This is a genomic window from Mesorhizobium sp. W050 (assembly GCF_054719535.1).
This window is the reverse complement of sequence record NZ_JBTTIH010000001.1, coordinates 3,834,906-3,854,873: the sequence shown is the minus strand read 5'-3', so window position 1 is coordinate 3,854,873 and position 19,968 is coordinate 3,834,906. Positions and strand designations below refer to the sequence as shown.

The 19,968-nt window shown below is 62.8% G+C and carries 21 protein-coding genes; 13 read left to right on the top strand and 8 right to left on the bottom strand.

Features of this window, described 5'->3' with window-relative positions:
- Window positions 1-43: 43 nt before the first annotated feature.
- Window positions 44-1,201 carry a fumarylacetoacetate hydrolase family protein gene (locus ACYG9Y_RS18895; RefSeq protein ID WP_023749139.1) on the bottom strand — a complete coding sequence of 386 codons (1,158 nt, stop codon included), beginning with the start codon at window positions 1,199-1,201 and terminating at the stop codon, window positions 44-46.
- Between the two features lie 176 nt (window positions 1,202-1,377).
- Between ACYG9Y_RS18895 and ACYG9Y_RS18890 the strand changes: the two genes are divergently transcribed.
- The 6 genes from ACYG9Y_RS18890 to ACYG9Y_RS18865 all read left to right on the top strand — a co-directional run bounded on the left by ACYG9Y_RS18890 (window position 1,378) and on the right by ACYG9Y_RS18865 (window position 7,514).
- A complete protein-coding gene (locus ACYG9Y_RS18890; RefSeq protein WP_023738450.1) occupies window positions 1,378-2,655 on the top strand; it encodes an NAD(P)/FAD-dependent oxidoreductase in 1,278 nt (425 codons plus the stop codon).
- A gap of 67 nt (window positions 2,656-2,722) precedes the next feature.
- Entirely contained in the window at window positions 2,723-3,604 is an 882-nt protein-coding gene (locus ACYG9Y_RS18885) for an ABC transporter permease (RefSeq protein WP_023732142.1), read from the top strand.
- Window positions 3,601-4,428, top strand: coding sequence for an ABC transporter permease (locus ACYG9Y_RS18880; RefSeq protein ID WP_023709184.1), 828 nt, complete (start codon window positions 3,601-3,603; stop codon window positions 4,426-4,428). The genes ACYG9Y_RS18885 and ACYG9Y_RS18880 overlap by 4 nt, the downstream gene beginning before the upstream one ends.
- Before the next feature lie 25 nt (window positions 4,429-4,453).
- Window positions 4,454-5,560 (top strand): ABC transporter substrate-binding protein, encoded by a 1,107-nt coding sequence (locus ACYG9Y_RS18875; protein WP_023738451.1) that lies wholly within the window; start codon window positions 4,454-4,456, stop codon window positions 5,558-5,560.
- Between the two features lie 279 nt (window positions 5,561-5,839).
- Window positions 5,840-6,439 carry a helix-turn-helix domain-containing protein gene (locus ACYG9Y_RS18870; RefSeq protein WP_023684396.1) on the top strand — a complete coding sequence of 200 codons (600 nt, stop codon included), beginning with the start codon at window positions 5,840-5,842 and terminating at the stop codon, window positions 6,437-6,439.
- On the top strand, window positions 6,429-7,514 hold the full coding sequence (locus ACYG9Y_RS18865; RefSeq protein ID WP_023735598.1) for an ABC transporter ATP-binding protein: 1,086 nt from the start codon (window positions 6,429-6,431) through the stop codon (window positions 7,512-7,514). Before ACYG9Y_RS18870 ends, ACYG9Y_RS18865 begins: the two co-directional genes overlap by 11 nt.
- A gap of 440 nt (window positions 7,515-7,954) precedes the next feature.
- Here ACYG9Y_RS18865 and ACYG9Y_RS18860 read toward each other — a convergent pair whose 3' ends face one another.
- Window positions 7,955-8,659, bottom strand: coding sequence for an SOS response-associated peptidase (locus ACYG9Y_RS18860; RefSeq protein WP_023701482.1), 705 nt, complete (start codon window positions 8,657-8,659; stop codon window positions 7,955-7,957).
- Between the two features lie 186 nt (window positions 8,660-8,845).
- Here ACYG9Y_RS18860 and ACYG9Y_RS18855 point away from each other — a divergent pair, with 186 nt between their 5' ends.
- Entirely contained in the window at window positions 8,846-9,199 is a 354-nt protein-coding gene (locus tag ACYG9Y_RS18855) for a nuclear transport factor 2 family protein (protein WP_023668502.1), read from the top strand.
- An 89-nt stretch (window positions 9,200-9,288) separates the two neighbouring features.
- Here the strand turns inward: ACYG9Y_RS18855 and ACYG9Y_RS18850 are convergent, their stop codons facing one another.
- Both ACYG9Y_RS18850 and ACYG9Y_RS18845 read right to left on the bottom strand, forming a co-directional pair.
- Complete coding sequence (locus tag ACYG9Y_RS18850) at window positions 9,289-9,768, bottom strand: SRPBCC family protein (RefSeq protein WP_023668501.1); 480 nt, start codon at window positions 9,766-9,768, stop codon at window positions 9,289-9,291.
- Window positions 9,765-10,121 (bottom strand): ArsR/SmtB family transcription factor, encoded by a 357-nt coding sequence (locus ACYG9Y_RS18845; protein ID WP_023687094.1) that lies wholly within the window; start codon window positions 10,119-10,121, stop codon window positions 9,765-9,767. The genes ACYG9Y_RS18850 and ACYG9Y_RS18845 overlap by 4 nt, the downstream gene beginning before the upstream one ends.
- Window positions 10,122-10,286: 165 nt before the next feature.
- Between ACYG9Y_RS18845 and ACYG9Y_RS18840 the strand changes: the two genes are divergently transcribed.
- Complete coding sequence (locus ACYG9Y_RS18840) at window positions 10,287-10,634, top strand: ArsC family reductase (protein WP_023687095.1); 348 nt, start codon at window positions 10,287-10,289, stop codon at window positions 10,632-10,634.
- A gap of 210 nt (window positions 10,635-10,844) precedes the next feature.
- Here the strand turns inward: ACYG9Y_RS18840 and ACYG9Y_RS18835 are convergent, their stop codons facing one another.
- From ACYG9Y_RS18835 to ACYG9Y_RS18825, 3 genes are all read right to left on the bottom strand, one after another.
- Window positions 10,845-11,201 carry a DUF488 domain-containing protein gene (locus tag ACYG9Y_RS18835; protein WP_023701480.1) on the bottom strand — a complete coding sequence of 119 codons (357 nt, stop codon included), beginning with the start codon at window positions 11,199-11,201 and terminating at the stop codon, window positions 10,845-10,847.
- A 9-nt stretch (window positions 11,202-11,210) separates the two neighbouring features.
- A complete protein-coding gene (locus ACYG9Y_RS18830) occupies window positions 11,211-12,467 on the bottom strand; it encodes an aminopeptidase (protein WP_023738452.1) in 1,257 nt (418 codons plus the stop codon).
- A gap of 86 nt (window positions 12,468-12,553) precedes the next feature.
- A complete protein-coding gene (locus ACYG9Y_RS18825; RefSeq protein ID WP_023738453.1) occupies window positions 12,554-13,468 on the bottom strand; it encodes a LysR substrate-binding domain-containing protein in 915 nt (304 codons plus the stop codon).
- Window positions 13,469-13,562: 94 nt separating this feature from the next.
- On the opposite strand from ACYG9Y_RS18825, the gene ACYG9Y_RS18820 reads away from it, so the two are divergent.
- The 3 genes from ACYG9Y_RS18820 (at window position 13,563) to sbmA (ending at window position 16,389) form a co-directional block, all read left to right on the top strand.
- A complete protein-coding gene (locus tag ACYG9Y_RS18820) occupies window positions 13,563-13,778 on the top strand; it encodes a hypothetical protein (RefSeq protein WP_023668495.1) in 216 nt (71 codons plus the stop codon).
- 81 nt (window positions 13,779-13,859) lie between these two features.
- Window positions 13,860-15,017 (top strand): YbfB/YjiJ family MFS transporter, encoded by a 1,158-nt coding sequence (locus ACYG9Y_RS18815; protein WP_023738455.1) that lies wholly within the window; start codon window positions 13,860-13,862, stop codon window positions 15,015-15,017.
- Window positions 15,018-15,132: 115 nt separating this feature from the next.
- Window positions 15,133-16,389 carry a peptide antibiotic transporter SbmA gene (gene sbmA / locus ACYG9Y_RS18810; RefSeq protein WP_023668493.1) on the top strand — a complete coding sequence of 419 codons (1,257 nt, stop codon included), beginning with the start codon at window positions 15,133-15,135 and terminating at the stop codon, window positions 16,387-16,389.
- 26 nt (window positions 16,390-16,415) lie between these two features.
- Here the strand turns inward: sbmA and ACYG9Y_RS18805 are convergent, their stop codons facing one another.
- A complete protein-coding gene (locus tag ACYG9Y_RS18805) occupies window positions 16,416-17,420 on the bottom strand; it encodes a polysaccharide deacetylase family protein (protein WP_023738456.1) in 1,005 nt (334 codons plus the stop codon).
- A 193-nt stretch (window positions 17,421-17,613) separates the two neighbouring features.
- Here ACYG9Y_RS18805 and ACYG9Y_RS18800 point away from each other — a divergent pair, with 193 nt between their 5' ends.
- Both ACYG9Y_RS18800 and der read left to right on the top strand, forming a co-directional pair.
- Window positions 17,614-18,276, top strand: coding sequence for a tetratricopeptide repeat protein (locus ACYG9Y_RS18800; RefSeq protein WP_023729304.1), 663 nt, complete (start codon window positions 17,614-17,616; stop codon window positions 18,274-18,276).
- Window positions 18,277-18,352: 76 nt separating this feature from the next.
- Window positions 18,353-19,783, top strand: a complete 1,431-nt coding sequence (gene der, locus ACYG9Y_RS18795; RefSeq protein ID WP_023692116.1) for a ribosome biogenesis GTPase Der — start codon at window positions 18,353-18,355, stop codon at window positions 19,781-19,783.
- Window positions 19,784-19,968 lie beyond the last annotated feature (185 nt).

The window sequence follows — 19,968 nt, the reverse complement described above, 5'->3', positions numbered from 1 at the left end:
CAGGAACGTTTACCGGCTAGCCGTTCGTCCCGCTGCTCCGAAATCAGATCAGGTCGGCCTTGGCTAGGTCCCGCATGAGATGGCTGGCGCCGTAGGTCCAGTGCGGGCAATCGGGCGACAGAAGCACCCGGTTGACCAGCGCGCCGAATTTCTCCGACGAGATGGTGACGATGTCACCGACCTTGTGGGTGAATCCCTTGCCCTTCTCGCCGCGATCCTTCGACGGCACGAACATGGTGCCGAGATAAAGCGCCAAGCCGTCGGGATACTGGTGGTGCGGCCCCATGGCGGCCGCGACCAGTTCTTCGGGCGAACGGCTGATCTCGGCCATCGAGCTCGCGCCCTCCAGCGAAAACCCGTCCTCGCCCTCGACCTTCAGCCGCACAGTGGCGCGCTTGACATCGTCGATGGAAAAGCTTGCGTCGAACAACCGGATGAAGGGCCCAAGCGAGGCCGAGGCATTGTTGTCCTTGGCCTTGCCGAGCAGCAGCGCCGAGCGTCCCTCGACGTCGCGCAGATTGACGTCGTTGCCGATGGTGGCGCCGACGATCTTGCCGGTGCTGGCGGCGATCATGGCGATCTCCGGCTCGGGGTTGTTCCAGGTCGACACCGGATGCAGCCCGACATCGGCGCCGAAGCCGACGGACGCCATCGGCTGGCATTTGGTAAAGATCTCGGCGTCGGGGCCGATGCCGACTTCCAGATATTGCGACCAGGCGCCGCGCTGGATGAGCTTGGCCTTGATCTCCATCGCCTCAGGCGAGCCGGGCTTCAGCTTGGACAGATCGTGGCCGATCAGCCCGGCAATGTCGGCGCGGATGGCGTCGGCCTTTTCCGCCGAACCGCGCGCCTGCTCCTCGATGACGCGTTCGAGCAGGCTGACCACGAAGGTCACGCCCGACGCCTTCACCGCCTGCAGGTCGACAGGCGAGACCAGATAGGGTTTTGCCGGGTCGCGGGTGGCCTGAAAACTGTTGGCGGCGATCGCGTCGAGCGAGCCGATCGGTTCGCCCTTGGCAGAGCGCACGTGTCCGGCCGGATCGGCCATCTCGCAGATGTCGCGCACTGTGGGTGCGGTGGTCGAGGTGACGTCGAAAACGATGCCGTCGCGCACGGTGACCACCAGCGGATGCGAGGCATCGCTTGCCCTGGCTCGGCCGATGAAGAGCCCATCGGCGGGAAGCTGCGTTGGGTTCGTCATGGCTTACGGTCCTTTGATGATCGAGATGGCAGCTGGGCCGCTGCACTTTCACCGGATTCACGCCAAAGGTCTATCCCGTGGCGCAGGCAATTGTCAGTTCTGACATGAGGCCCGCTCTTTCAAAAAAATGAAACTGGAACTAGAATTTTCATTTTCCGCATACTCCAGGTGAAGCCTTGCCCGCACCGTTTTCCGTTCCGATCTGGCAGAAGCCGCAGACCGCATCCGCCTTCCAGTCGCTCGTCCCGGCGCCGGTCGACGTTGCCATCGTCGGCGGCGGCTTCATGGGCCTGTCGACCGCCTTGCACGCAGCCCGGCTCGGTCTCGGTGTACAGGTGCTGGAGGCTGGCGAGATCGGCCAGGGCGCCTCGGGCCTCAATGGCGGCCAGGTCATTCCCGGCCTGAAATATGATCCCGAATGGCTGCTCGAGCATTTCGGCCTCGAGCGTGGCCAAGCGCTGGTCGATTTCGCCGCCTCGACGGCGGATACGGTGTTCGATCTCATCCAAGACGAAAAGCTGGCGGTGCCGTTCACGCGCAATGGCTGGATCCAGGCCGCGCATACCGAAACCGCATTGAAAGCGGCGGCGAACAGGGATCGTCAATGGCGGGCGCGTGGCGCCCATGTCCGGCTTCTGAATGAAAGCGAGATCGCCGATATGACCGGCGCGCAAGGCTATCTCGGCGGCTGGCTCGACCGCCGCGCCGGCATCATCGATCCGCTCGCCTATACAGTGGAACTGGCGCGCATCGCTGCCGCCGCCGGCGCCAGCATTGCCGAGCGGCAGAAGGTGGTGAAACTCCGCAAGGAGGCCGGCCTTTGGCGTGTTTCAACCGAAAACGGCGCCGAGGTGCGGGCGAAAGCGGTTGTCCTGGCGACGAACGCCTATACCGATGGACTGCTTCCGGGCCTCGCCGAAACGATCGTGCCGCTGCATTCCTTCCAGGTCGCCACCGCGCCGCTGTCATCCAACCTTGCGGCGACGATCCTGCCGGAAGGGCAGGCGGTGTCCGACTCCAGGCGCATTCTCGTCTACTACCGCAAAACAACCGACGGCCATCTGGTGCTTGGCGGCCGCGGCCGCATGGCGCGGCCGAGGAGCGAGGCCGACTGGGCGCATCTGCAGCGCGCGCTGGTGCGGCTCTATCCGGCCTTGGCCCATATCTCGATCGAGAAACGCTGGTTCGGTCGTGTGGCGATGACGCCGGATCACCTGCCGCACATCCATGAGCCGGAAAAGGGCCTGCTCGCCGTAGTTGGTTGCCAGGGCAGGGGCGTCGGCCTGATGACCGCGCTGGGAAAACGCATGGCGGGCTACCTCGCGGGCGGCGATGTCAATCAATTGCCGTTCCCGCTGTCGCCGGTCCGGCCGATCCCGTTCCACGCCTTCCGCCAGGTCGGCGTTGCCGCGACCATTGCCTGGTACCGGATGCTGGACGCGTTCGAGCGTTGATTCAACTTGACAGTTTCACAAATATGAAAAAAGTTAAGTCGATTTCATATTTCTGTCGAGTAGCCCGATGTCGACCGTCGTTGCGTCTGAAGCGCCAGCAGGCTCCGCCCGGGGCTTCCGCTTCGCCATGTTGCTGCCGGGCGGGCTGGTCACCGTCCTCCTGATCCTGTTCGCCCTCGGCCTCGTGCTGTTCCTCTCACTTCGCGGCAATGACGGTTCGCTGCTCGGCGCCGGCTTTACGGCAGGCAACTTCATCACCGTGGTCTCCGATCCGCTCTACTGGACAGTGACGCTGCGCTCGCTGGTGATCGCCGGCCTGGTGACGCTGGCGACCGTCGTCACCGCCTATCCCGTCGCTTACTATCTCGCCTTCCATGCCGGCCGCCGCCGCAGCCTGCTTTTGTTTCTGGTGACCCTGCCGTTCTGGACCAGCTATCTCCTGCGCGTCTTCGCCTGGAAGATCGTGCTCGCCTACAATGGCGTGCTGAACTCGGCGCTGATCGAAAGCGGCATCTGGTCGGAACCGACGCTGGCCTTCCTCAACACGCCGGCGGCGGTGGTCATCACGCTGGCGCATGCCTATGCGCCCTTCGCCATCCTGCCGATCTATGTGGCGCTGGACACCATCCCGAAATCACTGCTCGAAGCCGCCTCCGATCTCGGCGCCAGACCGTTCACGGCGTTTCGCCGCGTCGTCTTGCCCAATTCGATGCCGGGCGTTCTGGCGGCCGCCCTCGTCGTCTTTGTGCCGACGGTCGGCGACTATGTCACCCCGGCCATGGTCGGCGGTCCCGCCAGCACCATGATCGGCACATTGATCCAGTCGCAGTTCGGCAAGGCCAATGACTGGCCGTTCGGGGCGGCACTTTCAGTCTGCGTGATGCTGGTCATCCTCTGCGTGGTGCTGGTCGCATGCGGCGCCGACCGCAAATTCGGCAGCCGCACATGAGCGCGGCGCGGAGAGATGATGGCCGCGGCTGGCTCGGCGTCTATGTGCTTGCCTATCTCGTCTTCCTCTATCTGCCGGTGCTGTTGATCCCGCTGTTTTCCTTCAACAACTCCATCCAGGCCGCGTTTCCGCTGCAGGGCTTCACGCTCGAATGGTATGCCACGCTCTATGGCAATCCGGCGCTGTCCGGCGCGCTTTTGAACAGTCTCGTCATTGGCGTCGTGGCCGCCGCCGGCGCCACGCTCTGCGGCATCACCGTCTCCTATATGGACCTCTATGGTCGTTCGCCGCTCGCCGCCACCATCAGCGCCATCTCCAGGCTGCCGATCCTGATCCCCGGCGTCATCGTCGGCATATCGTTGCTGATCCTCGTCAATCTCATCGGCCTCGGCCCGTCGCGCATCGCCATCGTTCTCGGCCACATACTGGTGGCGCTGCCGACCACCGTGGTGATCATGCGCAGCCGGTTTGCCGCAATTCCGAAAACCATTCGCGAGGCCGCACTCGATCTCGGCGCTTCCGACTGGACGACCTTCCGGCGGGTGATGTTGCCGCTCTCGCTGCCGGCCATCGTCTCGGCCTTCATGCTGGCCTTTCTGATTTCCTTCGACGAGTTCATCGTCGTCTTCTTCCTCGCCGGCACCGAGCCGACGCTGCCGCTCTACATCTGGAGCCAACTGCGTTTTCCTCGCTCGCTGCCGACCGTGATGGCGCTGGGGACAGCTATCCTTGCTGTGTCCGTCATCATCGCCGGCATCGCCGAAATCCTGCGCCATCGCGGGCTGAGCACAGCCCGTCGGACGGCGCCCACCAGTCCAGCCTGAACCATAACAAAAGAGGAGAACCGAAATGGCATTCGACCCGAAATCAATTACTGGGCTGAAATCGATCACTGGCCCGAAATCGATCAGTGCAAAGACAGCCCGCACCGGGCTTGCCGCGCTTGCAATCGTCCTGTCGTCGACTGTCGCCTTCGCCGCCGACAAGCTGCAATATTTCACCTGGTCCGGCTATGAACTGCCAGACTTCAACAAGAGCTTCCTGACGGCCCATCCCGATGGCGTCGAGGCCTCGATCTTCGGCGACGACGACGATGCCTTCACCAAGGTCAAGGCCGGCTTCCGCCCCGATATCGCCCATCCCTGCTACGACAAGGTGGCGCGCTGGAACAAGGAAGGCCTGCTGCAGCCGATCGATACCAAGCGCATCAAGAACTGGGATTCGATCTTCCCGGTGTTCAAGAACCTGCCCGACATCCAGGCCGGCGGCGGCAAGGTCTGGATGGTGCCGTGGGATTGGGGCAACACCTCGATCCTCTACCGCACCGATCTGGTGAAGAACCCGGAAGCGAGCTGGAACCTTCTGTGGGACAAGCAATATGCCGGCCGCATGGCGACCATCGATGCCGTGCATGACACGCCGATCGTTGCAGCACTTCTGGCCGGCGTAAACCCCTTCGATATGACGCCGGAGCAGATGGACAAGGTGGCGGAAAAATTGCGCGAGCAGCGTCCGCTGCTCTCCAACTACACCACCGACATGACCTCGGTCGAACAGGCGCTGGCCAGCGGCCAGCTGGTCGCCGCCATGACCTGGAACGCGTCGGCAACCTCGCTGAAGAAGCAGGGCGTGCCGGTCGAGTTCATGAAGCCGAAGGAGGGCATGCTGACCTGGGCCTGCGGCTTCGTCATGCTCAAGGACGCGAAAAACGTCGACCTCGCCTATGACTTCATCAACAGCCGGCTCGACGCCGACTCGGGTAAGTACCTGATCCAGGCCTACGGCTATGGCAGCTCGCTGAGCACCGCCTTCGCCGGCGTGGCGAAGGACGAACTGGACAAGCTGCAATTGCCGGCGGACCCGGAGGTGATGCTGAAGACCACCATCTTCACCGGCCCGATGAAGCAGAACGACGATGTGGCGAAGATGTTCGAGAAAGTGAAGGCGGGCGGGTGAGGGATCCATCGCCGACGGTTGCGCTGCCCCTCACCTGCCTGCCGGCATCCTCTCCCCGTATAGTGACGGGGAGAGGGGCGCTGTCACCAGCGATTTCGCAAATCGCAAACGTTGCAGAAATGGCGCCGAGTTTGCGACCAGCCGCTTTCTCCCCGTCACTATACGGGGAGAAATGTCCGGCAGGACAATGAGGGGCAGCGCCGACGGCAGGTAATTGTGACTAATCTCCTGAAGCCGCGGGTCTTGCCGCCGCGCCAAGACTGCAACAAGGACCAACTGATGGACATGCTTGAAGCGAAACCAAAGGCCGACGCCGACATTCGCGTCGGCCGGCGCGTGCGGGCGCTGCGGCTGGAGCGCAATTTGTCGTTGGCCGAGCTGGCAGCAAAAGCCGGCGTCTCCATTGGTGCGCTGAGCCAGATCGAGCGCGGCCTGTCTTCGCTGCGCGTCAAGGTGATCTGGCCGCTTGCGGCCGCGCTCGACATCGAGCCTTCGGCGCTGATCACCGACGGCAACGAAGCCGCCAACGATCTCTATTGCGTGCGCGCCGACAAAAGGCGGCAGCTCCCGGTCAAGTCGGAAGGCATCGCCAAGGCGCTGCTGTCGCCGCCGGGCGCGGCGCTGACCGGCCTCTTGGTGACCGTGGAAGCCGATGGCGGCACGGCGGAAGCCTATGCGCATATCGGTCACGAGTTCGGCTATGTCCTGTCGGGCGAGGTCGAACTGGTGGTGGACTCGACAAAATACGTGCTGAAGAGCGGCGACTCCTTTGCCTTCAAGAGCACGCTTCTGCACGCCTTCCGCAATCCCGGCACCGAGCCTTGCCAGATCCTCTGGGTCAACACCACCAAGCCGTCCGAGGTTCGCGATGGCGCCTGATGCGCTGGTACGCCTGGACACGGTCTCGAAGGTTTTCCCCGGCGGCATTGTCGGGCTCGACGCCGTCGATCTCGACATTATCAGCGGCGAGTTCATCACCCTGCTCGGGCCCTCGGGCTGCGGCAAGACCACCAGCCTGCGCGTCATTGCCGGTTTCGAGAGCCCGTCGAGCGGCAAGGTGCTGCTCGATGGTCGCGACATCACCGCGCTCAGGCCGTTCGACCGTCCCGTCAACACCGTGTTCCAGGATTATGCGCTGTTCCCGCATATGAACGTCGCCGAGAATGTCGGCTTCGGCCTGTCGCTGCGCAAACTGTCCGGCGCCGAGCAGGCAAAGCGCGTCCGCGAAGCCCTCGACATGGTCGGCCTCGCCGACAAGCTCGGCGCCCGCGTTTCCGAACTGTCGGGTGGCCAGCGCCAGCGCGTCGCGCTCGCCCGAGCCATAGTCTGCGAGCCGCGCGTTCTGTTGCTCGATGAACCGCTGTCGGCGCTCGATGCGCATCTGCGCGAACAGATGCAGGTTGAACTGAAGCGGCTGCAGTCGCGGCTCGGCACCACCTTCGTCATGGTCACCCACGACCAGACCGAAGCGCTGTCGATCTCCGACCGCATCGTCGTCATGAACAAGGGCCGCATCGAGCAGATCGCGCCGCCGGCCACGCTCTACGACCGGCCGGCGACGAAATTCGTCGCAAGCTTCATCGGCACCATGAACCTCTTGCAATCGCGCTTCATCGGCCGCGACGGCGACCGCCTGCGCTTCGCCGCTGGCGGGCTTTCGCTGGAAGCAACATCCGAAACCGGCGACACGCCCGGCGAAGGTGCGACGCACACCATCGGCGTCCGTCCGGAGGATCTGCTGGCCACCACCGACGCCGCCGCCGGCACCACGCCGGCGCGCGTCAACTCCATCGTCTTCCACGGCCGCACGCTGCGCCTGCATGCCGAACTCGGGCAGGGGCTGCCGGTGGTGATCGATGCGCCGCGCCAGGCCGAGGGCTTTCAATTCAGCGTCGGCGACGTGGCGCATATCAGCCTGCGCCGTGGTGCCAACTGCCCTATGCTGCCGAGCTGATCCAACCCAATCCCTTCATCGACGGTTGGATTTAACCTGCTGTGAAGATCGCCAAGGTGGAATTAAGTGTGAATTGACTCGCAAAGGAACATATTCCTACTTTGCGGGATGCCCGAACTAAGCACCCGACCGCGCCGAAATGTGCAAACCCTCTGCTTGGCGCATGAAGTCGGGCAGCTAATTCGTGTTCGATGTCGGAACTGCAACATCACTCGACACTATCTGCCTGGCGATCTCGCAAAGCTGGTTGGTGATATCCCCTTTTGGGATGTGGAGCGGCACATGCGGTGCGAGCGCTGCAAAGGTCGTGAGCTCGATGCAGGCATCATTCTGCCAAGCGCTGCTGAACGCCTTAAAATTCGCGTCAGACGTCTTGTCGAAATCCGCATGGTTCGCCGGGTAATCTGGCGAGACGACGATTGAGGAGAGCCGATTTCGGGCTAAAACAGAGACCCTTGGGCCGGGGCCCGTGGTGGGAACTTGATCTGTGTGGCTGGCTTCTCAACGATCACCAACGCGTCGTTGGGCGCCGTCCGCTGCAAATGCCGTGCTTCCGACCATGGCGCCGTCAGCCAAGCCTCGGTTTCCTCCGGCGTGGTGAGGATCACGGGCATAGCCTTCTCATGGATCGGCGCAATGAGAGCATTAGGCTTGGTGGTCATGAAGGCGTATAGCTCGAAGTCGCCGGGACCGTCCTTGACCTTTCGCACGCCCTGCCAAGACGTCCAGAAACCAGCGAAGAAGAACAACGGCCGGCTCTCGCCACGGGCAAACCAGTAATTTCGCTGGATTCCTGTTTCCGGGTCTTTATCGTTCGCCGCAGGGCTGGGCTCGGCAAAGCTGGTCACCGGCACGACACATCTGTGCTCGACGCCCACATATTGCTGCCAGTGCGAATATTGCGGATTGCGAACGTTGGTGGTGCCGTAGTCGGCCTTACCTTTCATGCGCTCGGGCGGCGTTGGCAAACCCCAAAGCAGTTTCGCCAGTTCACGCTCCCCATCCGCCCTGTTGCGAACGACAAGCCCAGGTTGATTGGGATAGACATCAAGCGAAGGTTCGAGGTTGCCGCTGATATCGCGCAATGTGCGGGTCCATTGGCGGACCGCCTCTTGCGTCGTCGTGATGTTGTAGAGGTTGCACATGCACCCAGCATTGCGGAATTGGCTTTTGTCTGCAACCGAAGTCGCTGTCCGACGCCGCCGCAATCGTCGTCACACAGCCGCGCTGTATCATCGTCCTGACACACCTTGTCAGCTGTCGTGCGGGTAAAGGTGGCGGGCCGGCAAGCGCTTCCCTACTTCAAACCAGTCTGAACAGGAGGAACACACATGACCATCGCGGATGTTGCCAAGGATTTCACCGAAATGCTCCAGCAGGGGGATCACCTGGGTGCTGGTGAAAAGTACAATGCCGATGATATCGTCAGCCTCGAAGCGATGGAGGGCCCGATGGCCATTGCCCGTGGCAAGGAAGCTCTCAGGCAAAAGGGCGAATGGTGGCAAGCGAACCACGAAGTCCATGGCGGCTCTGTCGAAGGCCCCTATGTCAACGGCGACCAGTTCGCGGTGCGCTTCAAGTTCGACATAACGCCCAAGGCCACCGGCGAACGGGTCACCATGGACGAGGTTGGCCTGTACACGGTCAAGAACGGCAAGATCACCGAAGAGCGCTTCTACTACTGAGCCCGGGTGCCGTAGGGTTCCGGCGCACTTCGCTGCACGACCCAAAAACCAGGCGGCCGGGACAAAGTCCTGGCCGCAGTGGGAAAAGCTCAAATGGTCTTCACATACTGCGCCAACTGATCGGCCACCGTGCCCCAGCCGTCGAAGAACCCCATCTCTTCATGATTGTTGCGGGTAGCCTCGTCGCGATGGATGGCCGTTGCCGTGTAGCGCGTGCCCTTGTCATCCGACTGAAGCGAAATGACTGCGGTGATGAAGGGCTCGCCGGAGGGCCGATAGCCCGGCAGCAGCGCATCGGTCCACACCAGCCGCTCGTTCGGCACGATCTCGAGATAGCAGCAATGGCGGTCGTTGACCTCCTTGCCGTCGGGTGATTGCATGCGCGTCCGGAACAGTCCGCCCGGACGAAGGTCGATCTCGCAATCGGTGATCAGCCAGGGCTTGGGCGTGAACCATTGCTTGACATGCTCCGGCACCGTCATCGCGCTCCACAAGAGTTCGCGCGGCGCGTCGAGCTTGCGCTCCAGCACAAGGTCCAGTCTGGGGTCGGGCTTGAAGGGATAGCTCACTTTTCTTGCTCCTTGAGGCTCATCACATAGGCGTCGAATTGATCGAGTCGGCGCTCCCACAGCGTGCGCTGTTCGGCCAGCCAGTTTTCGGCGAGCTGCAGCGGTTCGGGCGCCAGCTGATAGGTCCTGGTGCGGCCGATTTTTTCCGATCGCACCAGACCGCAGCCTTCCAGCACTTTCAGATGCTCGATGAAGGAAGGCAGCGCCATCTCGAAAGGCTGCGCCAACTCGCTGACCGAGGCCGGACTGCGGTTCAACCGCTCGACCACGCGCCGCCGCGTCGGGTCAGCCAGCGCGCGGAAGATGCCGTCGATCGGCGGGAGACTTGTAGTTGGGGCGTGGAGGCTTGGCATGGGCGATCCTGAGGTCCGTCGACGGGTATAGAAAGATACTTAGGAAAATTCCTTAGTATTGGCAAGCCCTAAAAATGGGCTGATGTGACCGGGGTGCTGGCAAAGCGGGAAGGACGGTTTTAGGCTGTCCGGCGGATTCGACCATCAGCCCAAGGGAAGTGCGTTTTGACGATCACCATGTACGGCATCACCACCTGCGACACGATCAGGAAGGCGCGCACCTGGCTGGAGGGCCACGATGTGCCTTACCGTTTTCACGACTACCGGGCCGAGGGGATAGAGGTGGGCAGACTGGATGGATGGATCGGCAAGGTTGGCTGGGAAAAGCTGCTCAACAAGGGCAGCACGACCTTCCGCGAACTGCCCGACAAGCACAAGCAAGGGCTCGACGAGAAGAAGGCCAGGAAGCTGATGCTGGCCAACCCGACGATGATCAAGCGCCCGGTGCTCGAGGTCGGGGATGAGATTTTGGTGGGGTTCAAGCCGGAGGCTTATGAAGGGGTGGTGAAGTAGCGTAGCCTCGCTTCGTCATCCTGTGGCGAAGCTAGGTTCGAAGCGACGCAGCGCAGACCATGGGATCCTGTCGGTCTCCTTCCCACCCCAAACATAGCATGGGAACAACACACAGGATCCTCGGGTCAGCCCGAGGATGACGAACGCGTGGAGGGCGATCGCTAATTGTGAAGGCTTTCGCTTGCGGCGTATGCAGCGGTTCGCTGTCTCTCAACCCGTCCCGCGCAAATACCCCGCCAACGCCACCGCATTGTTATGCGCCTCGTCATGCGCGCCATAAAGCAGCGTCACCTTGGCCTTGCCGAGCAAGCCACGCAGTTGCGCCACCGCTTCGCTATTCCCATCCAGTTCGACCGAATACCGCACCTGAAACTCCGCCCACCGCGCCGGCTCATGTCCGAACCACCTCCGCAATTCATCGCTCGGCGCGATGTCCTTCAGCCACAGCGTCAGCGCGGCATCCTCCTTGCTGACGCCGCGCGGCCAGATGCGATCGACCAGCACCCGCTGCCCGTCATCGGGCGCGGGTGCTTCGTAAATTCGCTTGACCGTCAGGTCGAAGGCCATCCGCCCCCTTTACGCCCACTCGCCCTTGCGCATCACCGGCACGCGGCGGCCATCCTTATGCACGCCGTCTATGTCGATCTTGTCCGAGCCGATCATCCAGTCGATGTGGATAAAACTCTTGTTGCCGCCGCGCTGGGCGATTTCGTCCTGGCTGAGCGAGGCGCCGTCGACGAAGCATTTTGAATAGCACTGCCCGAGCGCGATGTGGCAGGCGGCGTTCTCGTCGAACAGCGTGTTGAAGAACAGCAGGCCGCTGGCCGAGATCGGCGAGGAATGCGGCACCAGCGCCACCTCGCCGAGCCGGCGCGAACCCTCGTCGGTGTCGAGCACTTTCTTCAGCACGTCCTCGCCCTTCGAAGCCTTGGCCTCGACGATCCTGCCCTCTTCGAAACGCACCGAGATATCGTCGATCAGCGTGCCCTGGTAGGACAGCGGCTTGGTCGAGGAGACATGGCCGGAGACGCGCCGTGCATGCGGCGTGGTGAAGACCTCCTCGGTCGGGATGTTCGGATTGCAGGTGACGCCGTTCTTGGCGGTCGAGGCGCCGCCCATCCATTCATGGCCATCGGCCAGCCCGACGGTGAGGTCGGTGCCCGGGCCGCTGAAATGCAGATCATGGAAATTGTGCTCGTTCAGCCACTTTGTGCGGCCGCGCAGCGCTGCATTGTGCGCCGTCCAGTTTGCGATCGGGTCTTCCACATCGACCCGTGATGCCGAAAAGATCGCATCGGCAAGCTTGACCACGGCGACATCGTCGGCATCGCCGGGGAAGACCTGCTTGGCCCAGGCGAGATCCGGGTAGGCGACGATGTTCCAGTTGATGTCGAAGCCGGTGATCTTTTCCAGCGCCGGCTGGTAGGCCATCGAGTTCGCCTTGTTGGCGCGCGCCACTTTCGCCGGGTCCTGCGCCGACAACAGCGACGGGTCCTCGCCGCGCACGGCAAGCCGCGCCGCATTGTTGGAAAAGGCCTTCGCCATGCCTTCATATATCCAGCCGGCGGCGCGGTCGAAGCCCGCATCCGCGCCGTAGCGGAAGCGCGCCAGCGTGATCTCGTCATCATTGAAGATCGGCGTTACCAGCCCGGCGCCCGCCTTGTAAGCGTGCTCGACGATGCGCCTGGTCAGCGGCAGGGCTGCGATCGACGAGGTCAGCACCAAATCCTGCCCCGGTTGCAATTGCAGCCCCACCTTGATGGCGACTTCCGCCAGCCTGTCGAGCTTCACCGGGTCGATGGTTGCGGAAACGCCGCGCGAATGTGTGGTCATGATCCTGCCTGCCTTGGTCTTGGAGGTGAAGCTTCCAACATAGATCGGCGCGGCTGTGCTTTCCAGCACCGTCGCGACGGACAGCCCTAGGCAGCGCTTTCCAGTGCGCTGAACTGCGCCACGGTCGCCGCGATTTCCTCGCGGATCCAGATCTTGAAATCGCGCACCTTGCGGCTTTCGGTCTTGGTCGCCGAGGTCACCAGCCAGTAGCCGAGGCCGCTCTGCGCCCGCACGCCGAAAGGCGCGACGAGGCGGCCGTCGGCCAGCGCATCGGCGGCCAGCAATTGCCAGCCGAGCATGACGCCGTGGCCGGCGATTGCCGATTCCAGGCACAGCATCGGGTCGGTGAAGCGCGCGCCCTTGCGGAAGCTGACCGGCTCGGCCCCGGCAGCCTTGAACCAGCTCTCCCAGTTGATCATCGCCCGCTCGTCGGTGATGGCGCAGGTCTGCGCCAGGTCTTCGATCGACTTCAGTTTCCTGGCGATCACCGGCGCGCAGACCGGAAAGACTTCCTGCGCCAACAAAAGTTCCGCCCGGCCGCCCGGCCATTTGCCGTCGCCAAGCCGGATGGCGATGTCGATGTCGGAACGTTCGAGATCGGCGAGGCGCACCGAGGCGTCGATGCGCAGCAGCACGTTGGGATGGCGGTCGAAATGCCGCGACAATCGCGGCAGCAGCCATTTCGAGGCGAAGGCCGGCGCCACCGAAACCACCAGCGTGCATTGGCTTGCCTCATCGGCCAGCGCCACCGCCTGCGCCAGCTCGCGAAAACCGGCGCCCAGCCGGGCGGAAAAAACCGTTCCGAATTCGGTCAGCACCAGCCCGCTTGCGGTGCGTTCGAACAGCGCCTGTCCGAGCTGCTTTTCAGTGCGGTTGATCTGCTGGCTGACGGCGCTGACCGAGACGTTGAGTTCGCCGGCCGCCGCCGCGAGCGAGCCGAGGCGGGCGACGGTTTCGACGGCGCGCAGGCCGTTGAGATGGACGCGGTTCAGCATAGCCATTTCAGTTTTTCTAAACCGGCGCGGCTGAAATCTCAATTGAAAGACAGCCCGACAAGGCAGATTTTAGTGGGACAGTCAGACCGAGGAGGCGAGGATGACGATCGTATCATTGTTCAAGATCTTAGCCGCTGCCGGCCTCCGGCCGGACCGCTATGATGGGATGCACGGCGGCGATGTCATCGACTGGGTTACCGACCCATTGTCGCATCCGGTGCTGGACACCATGTCGGAACGCGAACTCGGAGATATCCCGTTCCGGCTGACGGCGCGCCGCACCGCCTACGAGACCGGGGCGGTCGGCTGCGGCTGAGATGCGGGGGCGTTAGTCGCGCCCGCTGGCCCAACACAAAGCGGATTGTTTCATCGGTCGCCAATTCTATGGTGCGCTGCAATGAACGCCGCTCCATCACCCTTGCGCCAAGCTCTCGCTGGCATGATCGCCATGGCCGTTGCCATGGGCATTGGCCGTTTCGTCTACACGCCGATCCTGCCCGGAATGATGGAAGAACTGCATCTGTCGCCGGCCGATGCCGGCTGGATCGCGTCGGCCAATTATCTCGGCTACCTCGTCGGCGCGCTTGCGGCGGCAGGCGGCTGGGCGCATGGGCGCGAGCGCCTGCTGATGTTTGGCGGCCTTGCCGCCAGTGCTGCGCTCGCCGCCCTGATGGGGCTGAGCGAGACGATGACCGCCTTTGTCGTCCTCCGCTTCCTTGCCGGTCTCGCCAGCGCCTTCGTCATGGTGTTCATGGCCTCGATCGTCTTCGGTCACCTGGCAGCCGCCAACAGAAGCGACCTGCAGGCGCTGCATTTCGGCGGCGTCGGCCTCGGCATCGCGGCATCCTCAGCGCTGATGGCGGTTCTGGTCACCGAACATGCCGGCTGGGCTTCGGGCTGGCTGTGGTCGGCAGCGATTTCCGCCGGCGGCCTTGCGATGGTCGCCTTGCTCGCCGGCAGCACCGCACCTGGCCGCGGCGTGGCCGACCGCGAACCGGCACTGCCGAGGGACCGGTCGTTGGCAAAAGTCATCGTTGCCTACGGCCTGTTCGGCTTCGGCTATGTGGTGACGGCGACCTTCCTGGTCGCCATCGTGCGCCAGGGCGGCGGCGGCCGCGTCTTCGAGGCAAGCGTCTGGATGGTCACCGGCCTTGCCGGCTTTCCCTCGGTCTGGCTGTGGCAGAAGGTAGCGGCACGGATCGGGCTTTATACCGCCTATGCCGTGGGCTGCCTGGTCGAGGTGGTCGGCGTCACCGCCAGCGTCGCCATCGGCGGCACCGCCGGGCCGCTGCTGGCGGGCGTCCTGCTCGGCGGCACCTTCATCGCCATCACCGCGCTCGGCCTGCAGACGGCAAGGCAGCTCGTGCCGGAGGCGCCGCGCCGGATTTTTGCGCTGATGACCGCTTCCTTCGGCATCGGCCAGATCGTCGGCCCGATCGTCGCCGGACTGCTGGCGCAAGCCTCGGGCAACTTCTTCCTGGCCTCGATCGTCGCTGCTGGCGTATTGCTGGTATCTGCTGGGATCACCTGGTCGGCCGCGCCAAAATCGCCATGATTGTGGTCTTGCTCGATGCCGGGCATCGGGTACGGGCATTTGCTTTCCACCTAATGTGTGACTTTATGCCCGCTGAACCCCGCTGATTTGCGCACCGACCGAGGATTTCACCACAGTGTTCGTATCCTTCTTCCCGCAGCCGAAGCTGTTTTTCACCTCGGCCGCCGTCTGGAGCCTTTTGCTCATCATAATTTGGTTTTTCGGCGGCCAAGAGCTGGGTACCCTGATTGGGCTTGCTCCGGTGGCAGCCGACACGCCCGTTGGCGTTGAAGTCTTTTGGTCTGACCCGTTCGTCTGGTTCTACCTATACTACGGCACGGGCGTAGCGCTTTTCGCTGGCTTTTGGAGGTGGTATTCACCCCATCCTTGGCAGAACTGGTCGATCCTTGGGTCCGCGCTCATTCTCTTCGTGATCTATTTCCAGGTTCAAGTGGATGTAGCCTTTAACGCTTGGTACGGACCGTTCTACGATCTCATACAGCGGGCGCTCGGCAAGGCGTATTCGACAACGCCGTGGGATTTCTACAGCCAACTGCTGACCATCTCCTGGGTCGCTGGATTGGCCGTTGCCGTGGGTGTCCTTAACCTATTTTTTGTGAGCCATTGGATCTTCCGCTGGCGCACGGCGATGAATGAATACTACATGTTCTATTGGGACAGGCTTCGCACTATCGAAGGAGCGTCGCAGCGTGTCCAGGACGACACCATGCGCTTTTCCACGACGATGGAAGCACTCGGTGTGAATTTGGTCCGCTCGGTAATGACGCTGATCGCATTCTTGCCCGTTCTCCTCGTTCTGTCGAAAAATGTAACTGAATTGCCAATCGTCGGAGAGGTCCCTTACTCCCTAGTGGTGGTAGCGATTGTTTGGTCGATTTTTGGGACTACTTTCTTGGCGCTCGTCGGCATCAAGTTGCCAGGCCTCGAATTCCGTAACCAGCGCGTCGAGGCTGCCTATCGAAAAGAACTTGTTTATGGTGAAGATGATCCGAATCGTGCTCGGCCGCCCACTGTCGCCGAACTATTTAACAACGTGCGGCGAAATTACTTTAGGCTTTACTTCCACTACATGTATTTCAATGTGGCTCGCATATTCTATCTTCAGATAGATAATATATTCCCTTATATAGTATTGGTCCCAACGATGGTGGCCGCCAAAATCAGTTTGGGTCTATTGAACCGAATTCTCGATGCCTTCGGGCAAGTGCGCTCCTCGTTCCAATATCTCGTCAATGCGTGGACAACGATTGTCGAGCTTCTGTCCATTTACAAGCGCCTGCGTGCCTTCGAGGCAATTATCCACGGCGAGCCGCTTCCCGATATCGATCGTCGTTTCCTCGCGCGCCAGGCAAAGGAACCCGACCCGGCTTGATCCTATCTGCATAGACGGTTGGCGGCTCAGCCGCCCACCGCCGCCTGCCTCTCGCTACCACGTTGCCGCTGCACATAATCGCGAAAACTGATGCACTCGACATCTGATTTGACGCAGTTTTCGCCGGCAAAGCGCTCCAGCGCGTCCCAGTAGGCGCCGTTGTTCATCGGCGTGAAGTGGAAGCTGAGCACCAGCGGGATGCGCTTGCCCTGATATTGCCTGTCGAAGGCGGCGCGGAACGCCTGGTACGTCCGCTCGGTGAAGTCTGCCGCCTGGCTTGGCCGCTCGAAGCCGCCGGAATGCCTGACATAGAGATTGTAGTCCATGGCGATCACCAGCCTACCATCAGGGCCTTCCGGGATCTGCGGCAGCGAAAAGCGGGTCAAGCCGCCGCCGGTCGGCGGCTCGACCGGGCCTTTCGAAACGCCGCTGGCATCATAGTGGTAGCCGGCTTCAGGCAGGGCCTCATAGAGCCCTTTGCTGGTCGAGAGGTACGGCGCGCGAAAGCCGACAACGGCATGGGCAATATCGCGCCATCCCTTGGGCTCGGGTTCAATACCGTTGATCGCATAGGCGTTTTCCAGAATGCGCTCGAACGAGGCGAATTCCTTCAGCCAGTCGGCCTTGCTCCAGTCCTTGCCGTCGAAATGGCCGCAGCCATGGCTGGCGATGTCGTGGCCTTCCGAAGCGGCGAGCCCGATCTGATCGAGCCGATCGGCGACGTCCTGCTTCGAAGCGGCAAAGCCGATGTTGGATTTGCCCGCGGACCTGGCCGGAGCTGTGTAGTCGGCCCGCGTCTGCGGCGACAGCAGGAAGACGCAGGACAAAAAGTAGGTGAAATGCGCGCCGGTGCGCTTGGCCAGCGCCCGGCTGCGCTGCCATTGCGAGATCTCCCGGGCGCTATCGAACGAGATGATGACGATTTGCTTCGGCTTTGCCGGGGCAGGCGGCGCCGGCGGGTCGGCGAAAGCCGCACCAGCCATGGCAAGCACGGCTGAGGAAAACGCAACAACGCGGGACAAACGTGGCATCGGCAATCTGGGCTTGATCTGGAGGCAGTCCAAGCCGGCTATCGGCAAAATGTGGCGTGGGTGCGATCAACGTCGGCAGCTATGCGCCCGGCGATTAGCCGATTTTCCTGCCGAGCCCCTTCCATGCCCGCGAAATTTCGCTAAAACGCGGGCTCAAGAAGCGCCCCTGTTAGGGCAGCAATGGTTTTGATTGATGTCCGACGACAGTTTTATCCGCGAAGTCAACGACGAGATCCGTCGCGAGCAGGCGCAGGCGCTATGGGACCGCTTTGGTCCGGCGATCCTTGGCCTCGCCATCCTGGTGGTGCTTGGCACCGCCGCCTTCGTCGGCTACCGCTATTGGGACGAGACGCGCGCCAACCGCTCCGGCGATGCCTTCTCGCAGGCGCTGAAGCTTGCCAATGACGGCAAGAGCGACGAGGCGCTGACCGCCCTCGAACAGCTGGAAAAGGACGGCTACGGCGCCTATCCGCTGCTCGCCCGCATGCGCGCGGCGACCGTCAAGGCCGACAAGGGCGACTTTGCCGCCGCCGTCGCCGATTTCGATGGCGTCGCCGCCGACAACGCCATTCCCCAGGGCATTCGCGACATGGCGCGCCTGCGGGCCGCCCTGCTGCTCGTCGATCACGGCTCCTTCGCCGACGTCTCCAGCCGCGTCGAGGCGCTGACCGCCGACAACAACACGCTGCGCCACACAGCGCGCGAAGCGCTCGGCCTTGCCGCCTGGAAGGAAGGCAAGACCCAGGATGCGCTGAAACTGTTCGACCAGATCGCCGCCGATGACGGCGCCCCGCGCAACGCGCGCCAGCGGGCGACGCTGATGTCGGAATTGATCCGCGGCTCGGGCGCGTCATGATACGCATCGCCCAAAGCCTGCCCTCGGGCCTGACCCAAGGGCGCGCTGCGGTTTGGGCGATGATATGGATAGCCGGATGAGCTTCAAAGTCGCCATTATCGGCCGGCCCAATGTCGGCAAATCGACGCTTTTCAACCGATTGGTGGGACGGAAGCTGGCGCTTGTCGACGACACGCCGGGCGTCACCCGCGACCGTCGCGTCCACGCGGCCAAACTCTACGATCTGCATTTCGATGTCATCGACACCGCCGGTTTCGAAGACGCCGCCGCCTCGACGTTGCCCGGCCGCATGCGCGCGCAGACCGAGATCGCGATCCGCGAAGCCGACCTGATCTTCTTCACCATCGACGCCAAATCAGGCCTTTTGCCCGACGACCGCACCTTTGCCGAGATCGTGCGCAAATCCGGCAAGCCGGTCGTGCTGGTCGCCAACAAGGCCGAGGCCAAGGGCGCCCAGGGCGGCATGCTGGAGGCCTGGGAACTCGGCCTCGGCGAGCCGATCCCGGTCTCGGCCGAGCACGGCCAGGGCATGCCCGATCTGCGCGACGCGGTGATCGAGGCGCTGGGCAAAGACCGCGCCTTCGGCGAGGAAGAAGACGAGGCCGAGGACGTCGCCGCCAGCGAGGTGCTGATCGGCGAGGACATCACCGATCCCGACGCCGAACCTGCCTATGACGACACCAAGCCGATGCGCATCGCCGTCGTCGGCCGTCCCAATGCCGGCAAGTCGACGCTGATCAACGCGCTGATCGGCGAGGAGCGGCTTTTGACCGGCCCGGAAGCCGGCATCACCCGCGATTCCATCTCGGTCGACTGGGACTGGCATGGCCGTCGCCTAAAACTGTTCGACACTGCCGGCATGCGCCGCAAGGCCAGGATCCACGAAAAGCTGGAAGTGATGTCGGTGCAGGACGGTCTGCGCGCCATCCGCTTTGCCGAGATCGTCATCATCGTGCTCGACGCCACCATCCCATTCGAGAAGCAGGACCTCCAGATCGCCGACCTGATCATCCGCGAGGGCAGGGCGCCGGTCATCGCCTTCAACAAATGGGACCTGATCGACAATCCGCAGGAACTGCTGGCCGAATTGCGCGAAAAGACCACACGGCTTTTGCCGCAAGTGCGCGGCATCCAGGCGGTGACGGTTTCGGCCGAGACCGGGCGCAGCCTCGACAAGCTGATGGATGCCGTCATCAAGACGCACAAGGTGTGGAACAGCCGCGTTTCCACCGGCAAGCTCAACCGCTGGCTGGAAAGCATTCTTGCGCATCATCCGCCGCCCGCCGTCGCCGGACGCCGGCTCAAGGTCAAATACGTCACCCAGGCCAAGACCCGGCCGCCGGGTTTCGTCGTCCAGTGCTCGCGGCCCGACGCGATGCCGCAATCCTATGTCCGCTACCTCTCCAACAGCCTGCGCGAAGCCTTCGACATGCCCGGCGTGCCGATCAGGATAGCGCTGCGGACTTCGGACAACCCGTTCGCGGGGAGAGCGAACAAGCGCAAGTGAGCGGTGACGGTTGCGAAATTCTCCGCAAGATTGGCGGGGCAGCACCCCCCTCTGCCCTGCCGGGCATCCCCCTCAAGGGGGGAGATCAGCAGCCGCTGCGGCCGTTCTCACCTTGCAAGATCAAAAATTGGCGAAAGCGTTGATGACAGCAATCTCCCCCCTTGAGGGCCCTTGAGGGGGAGATG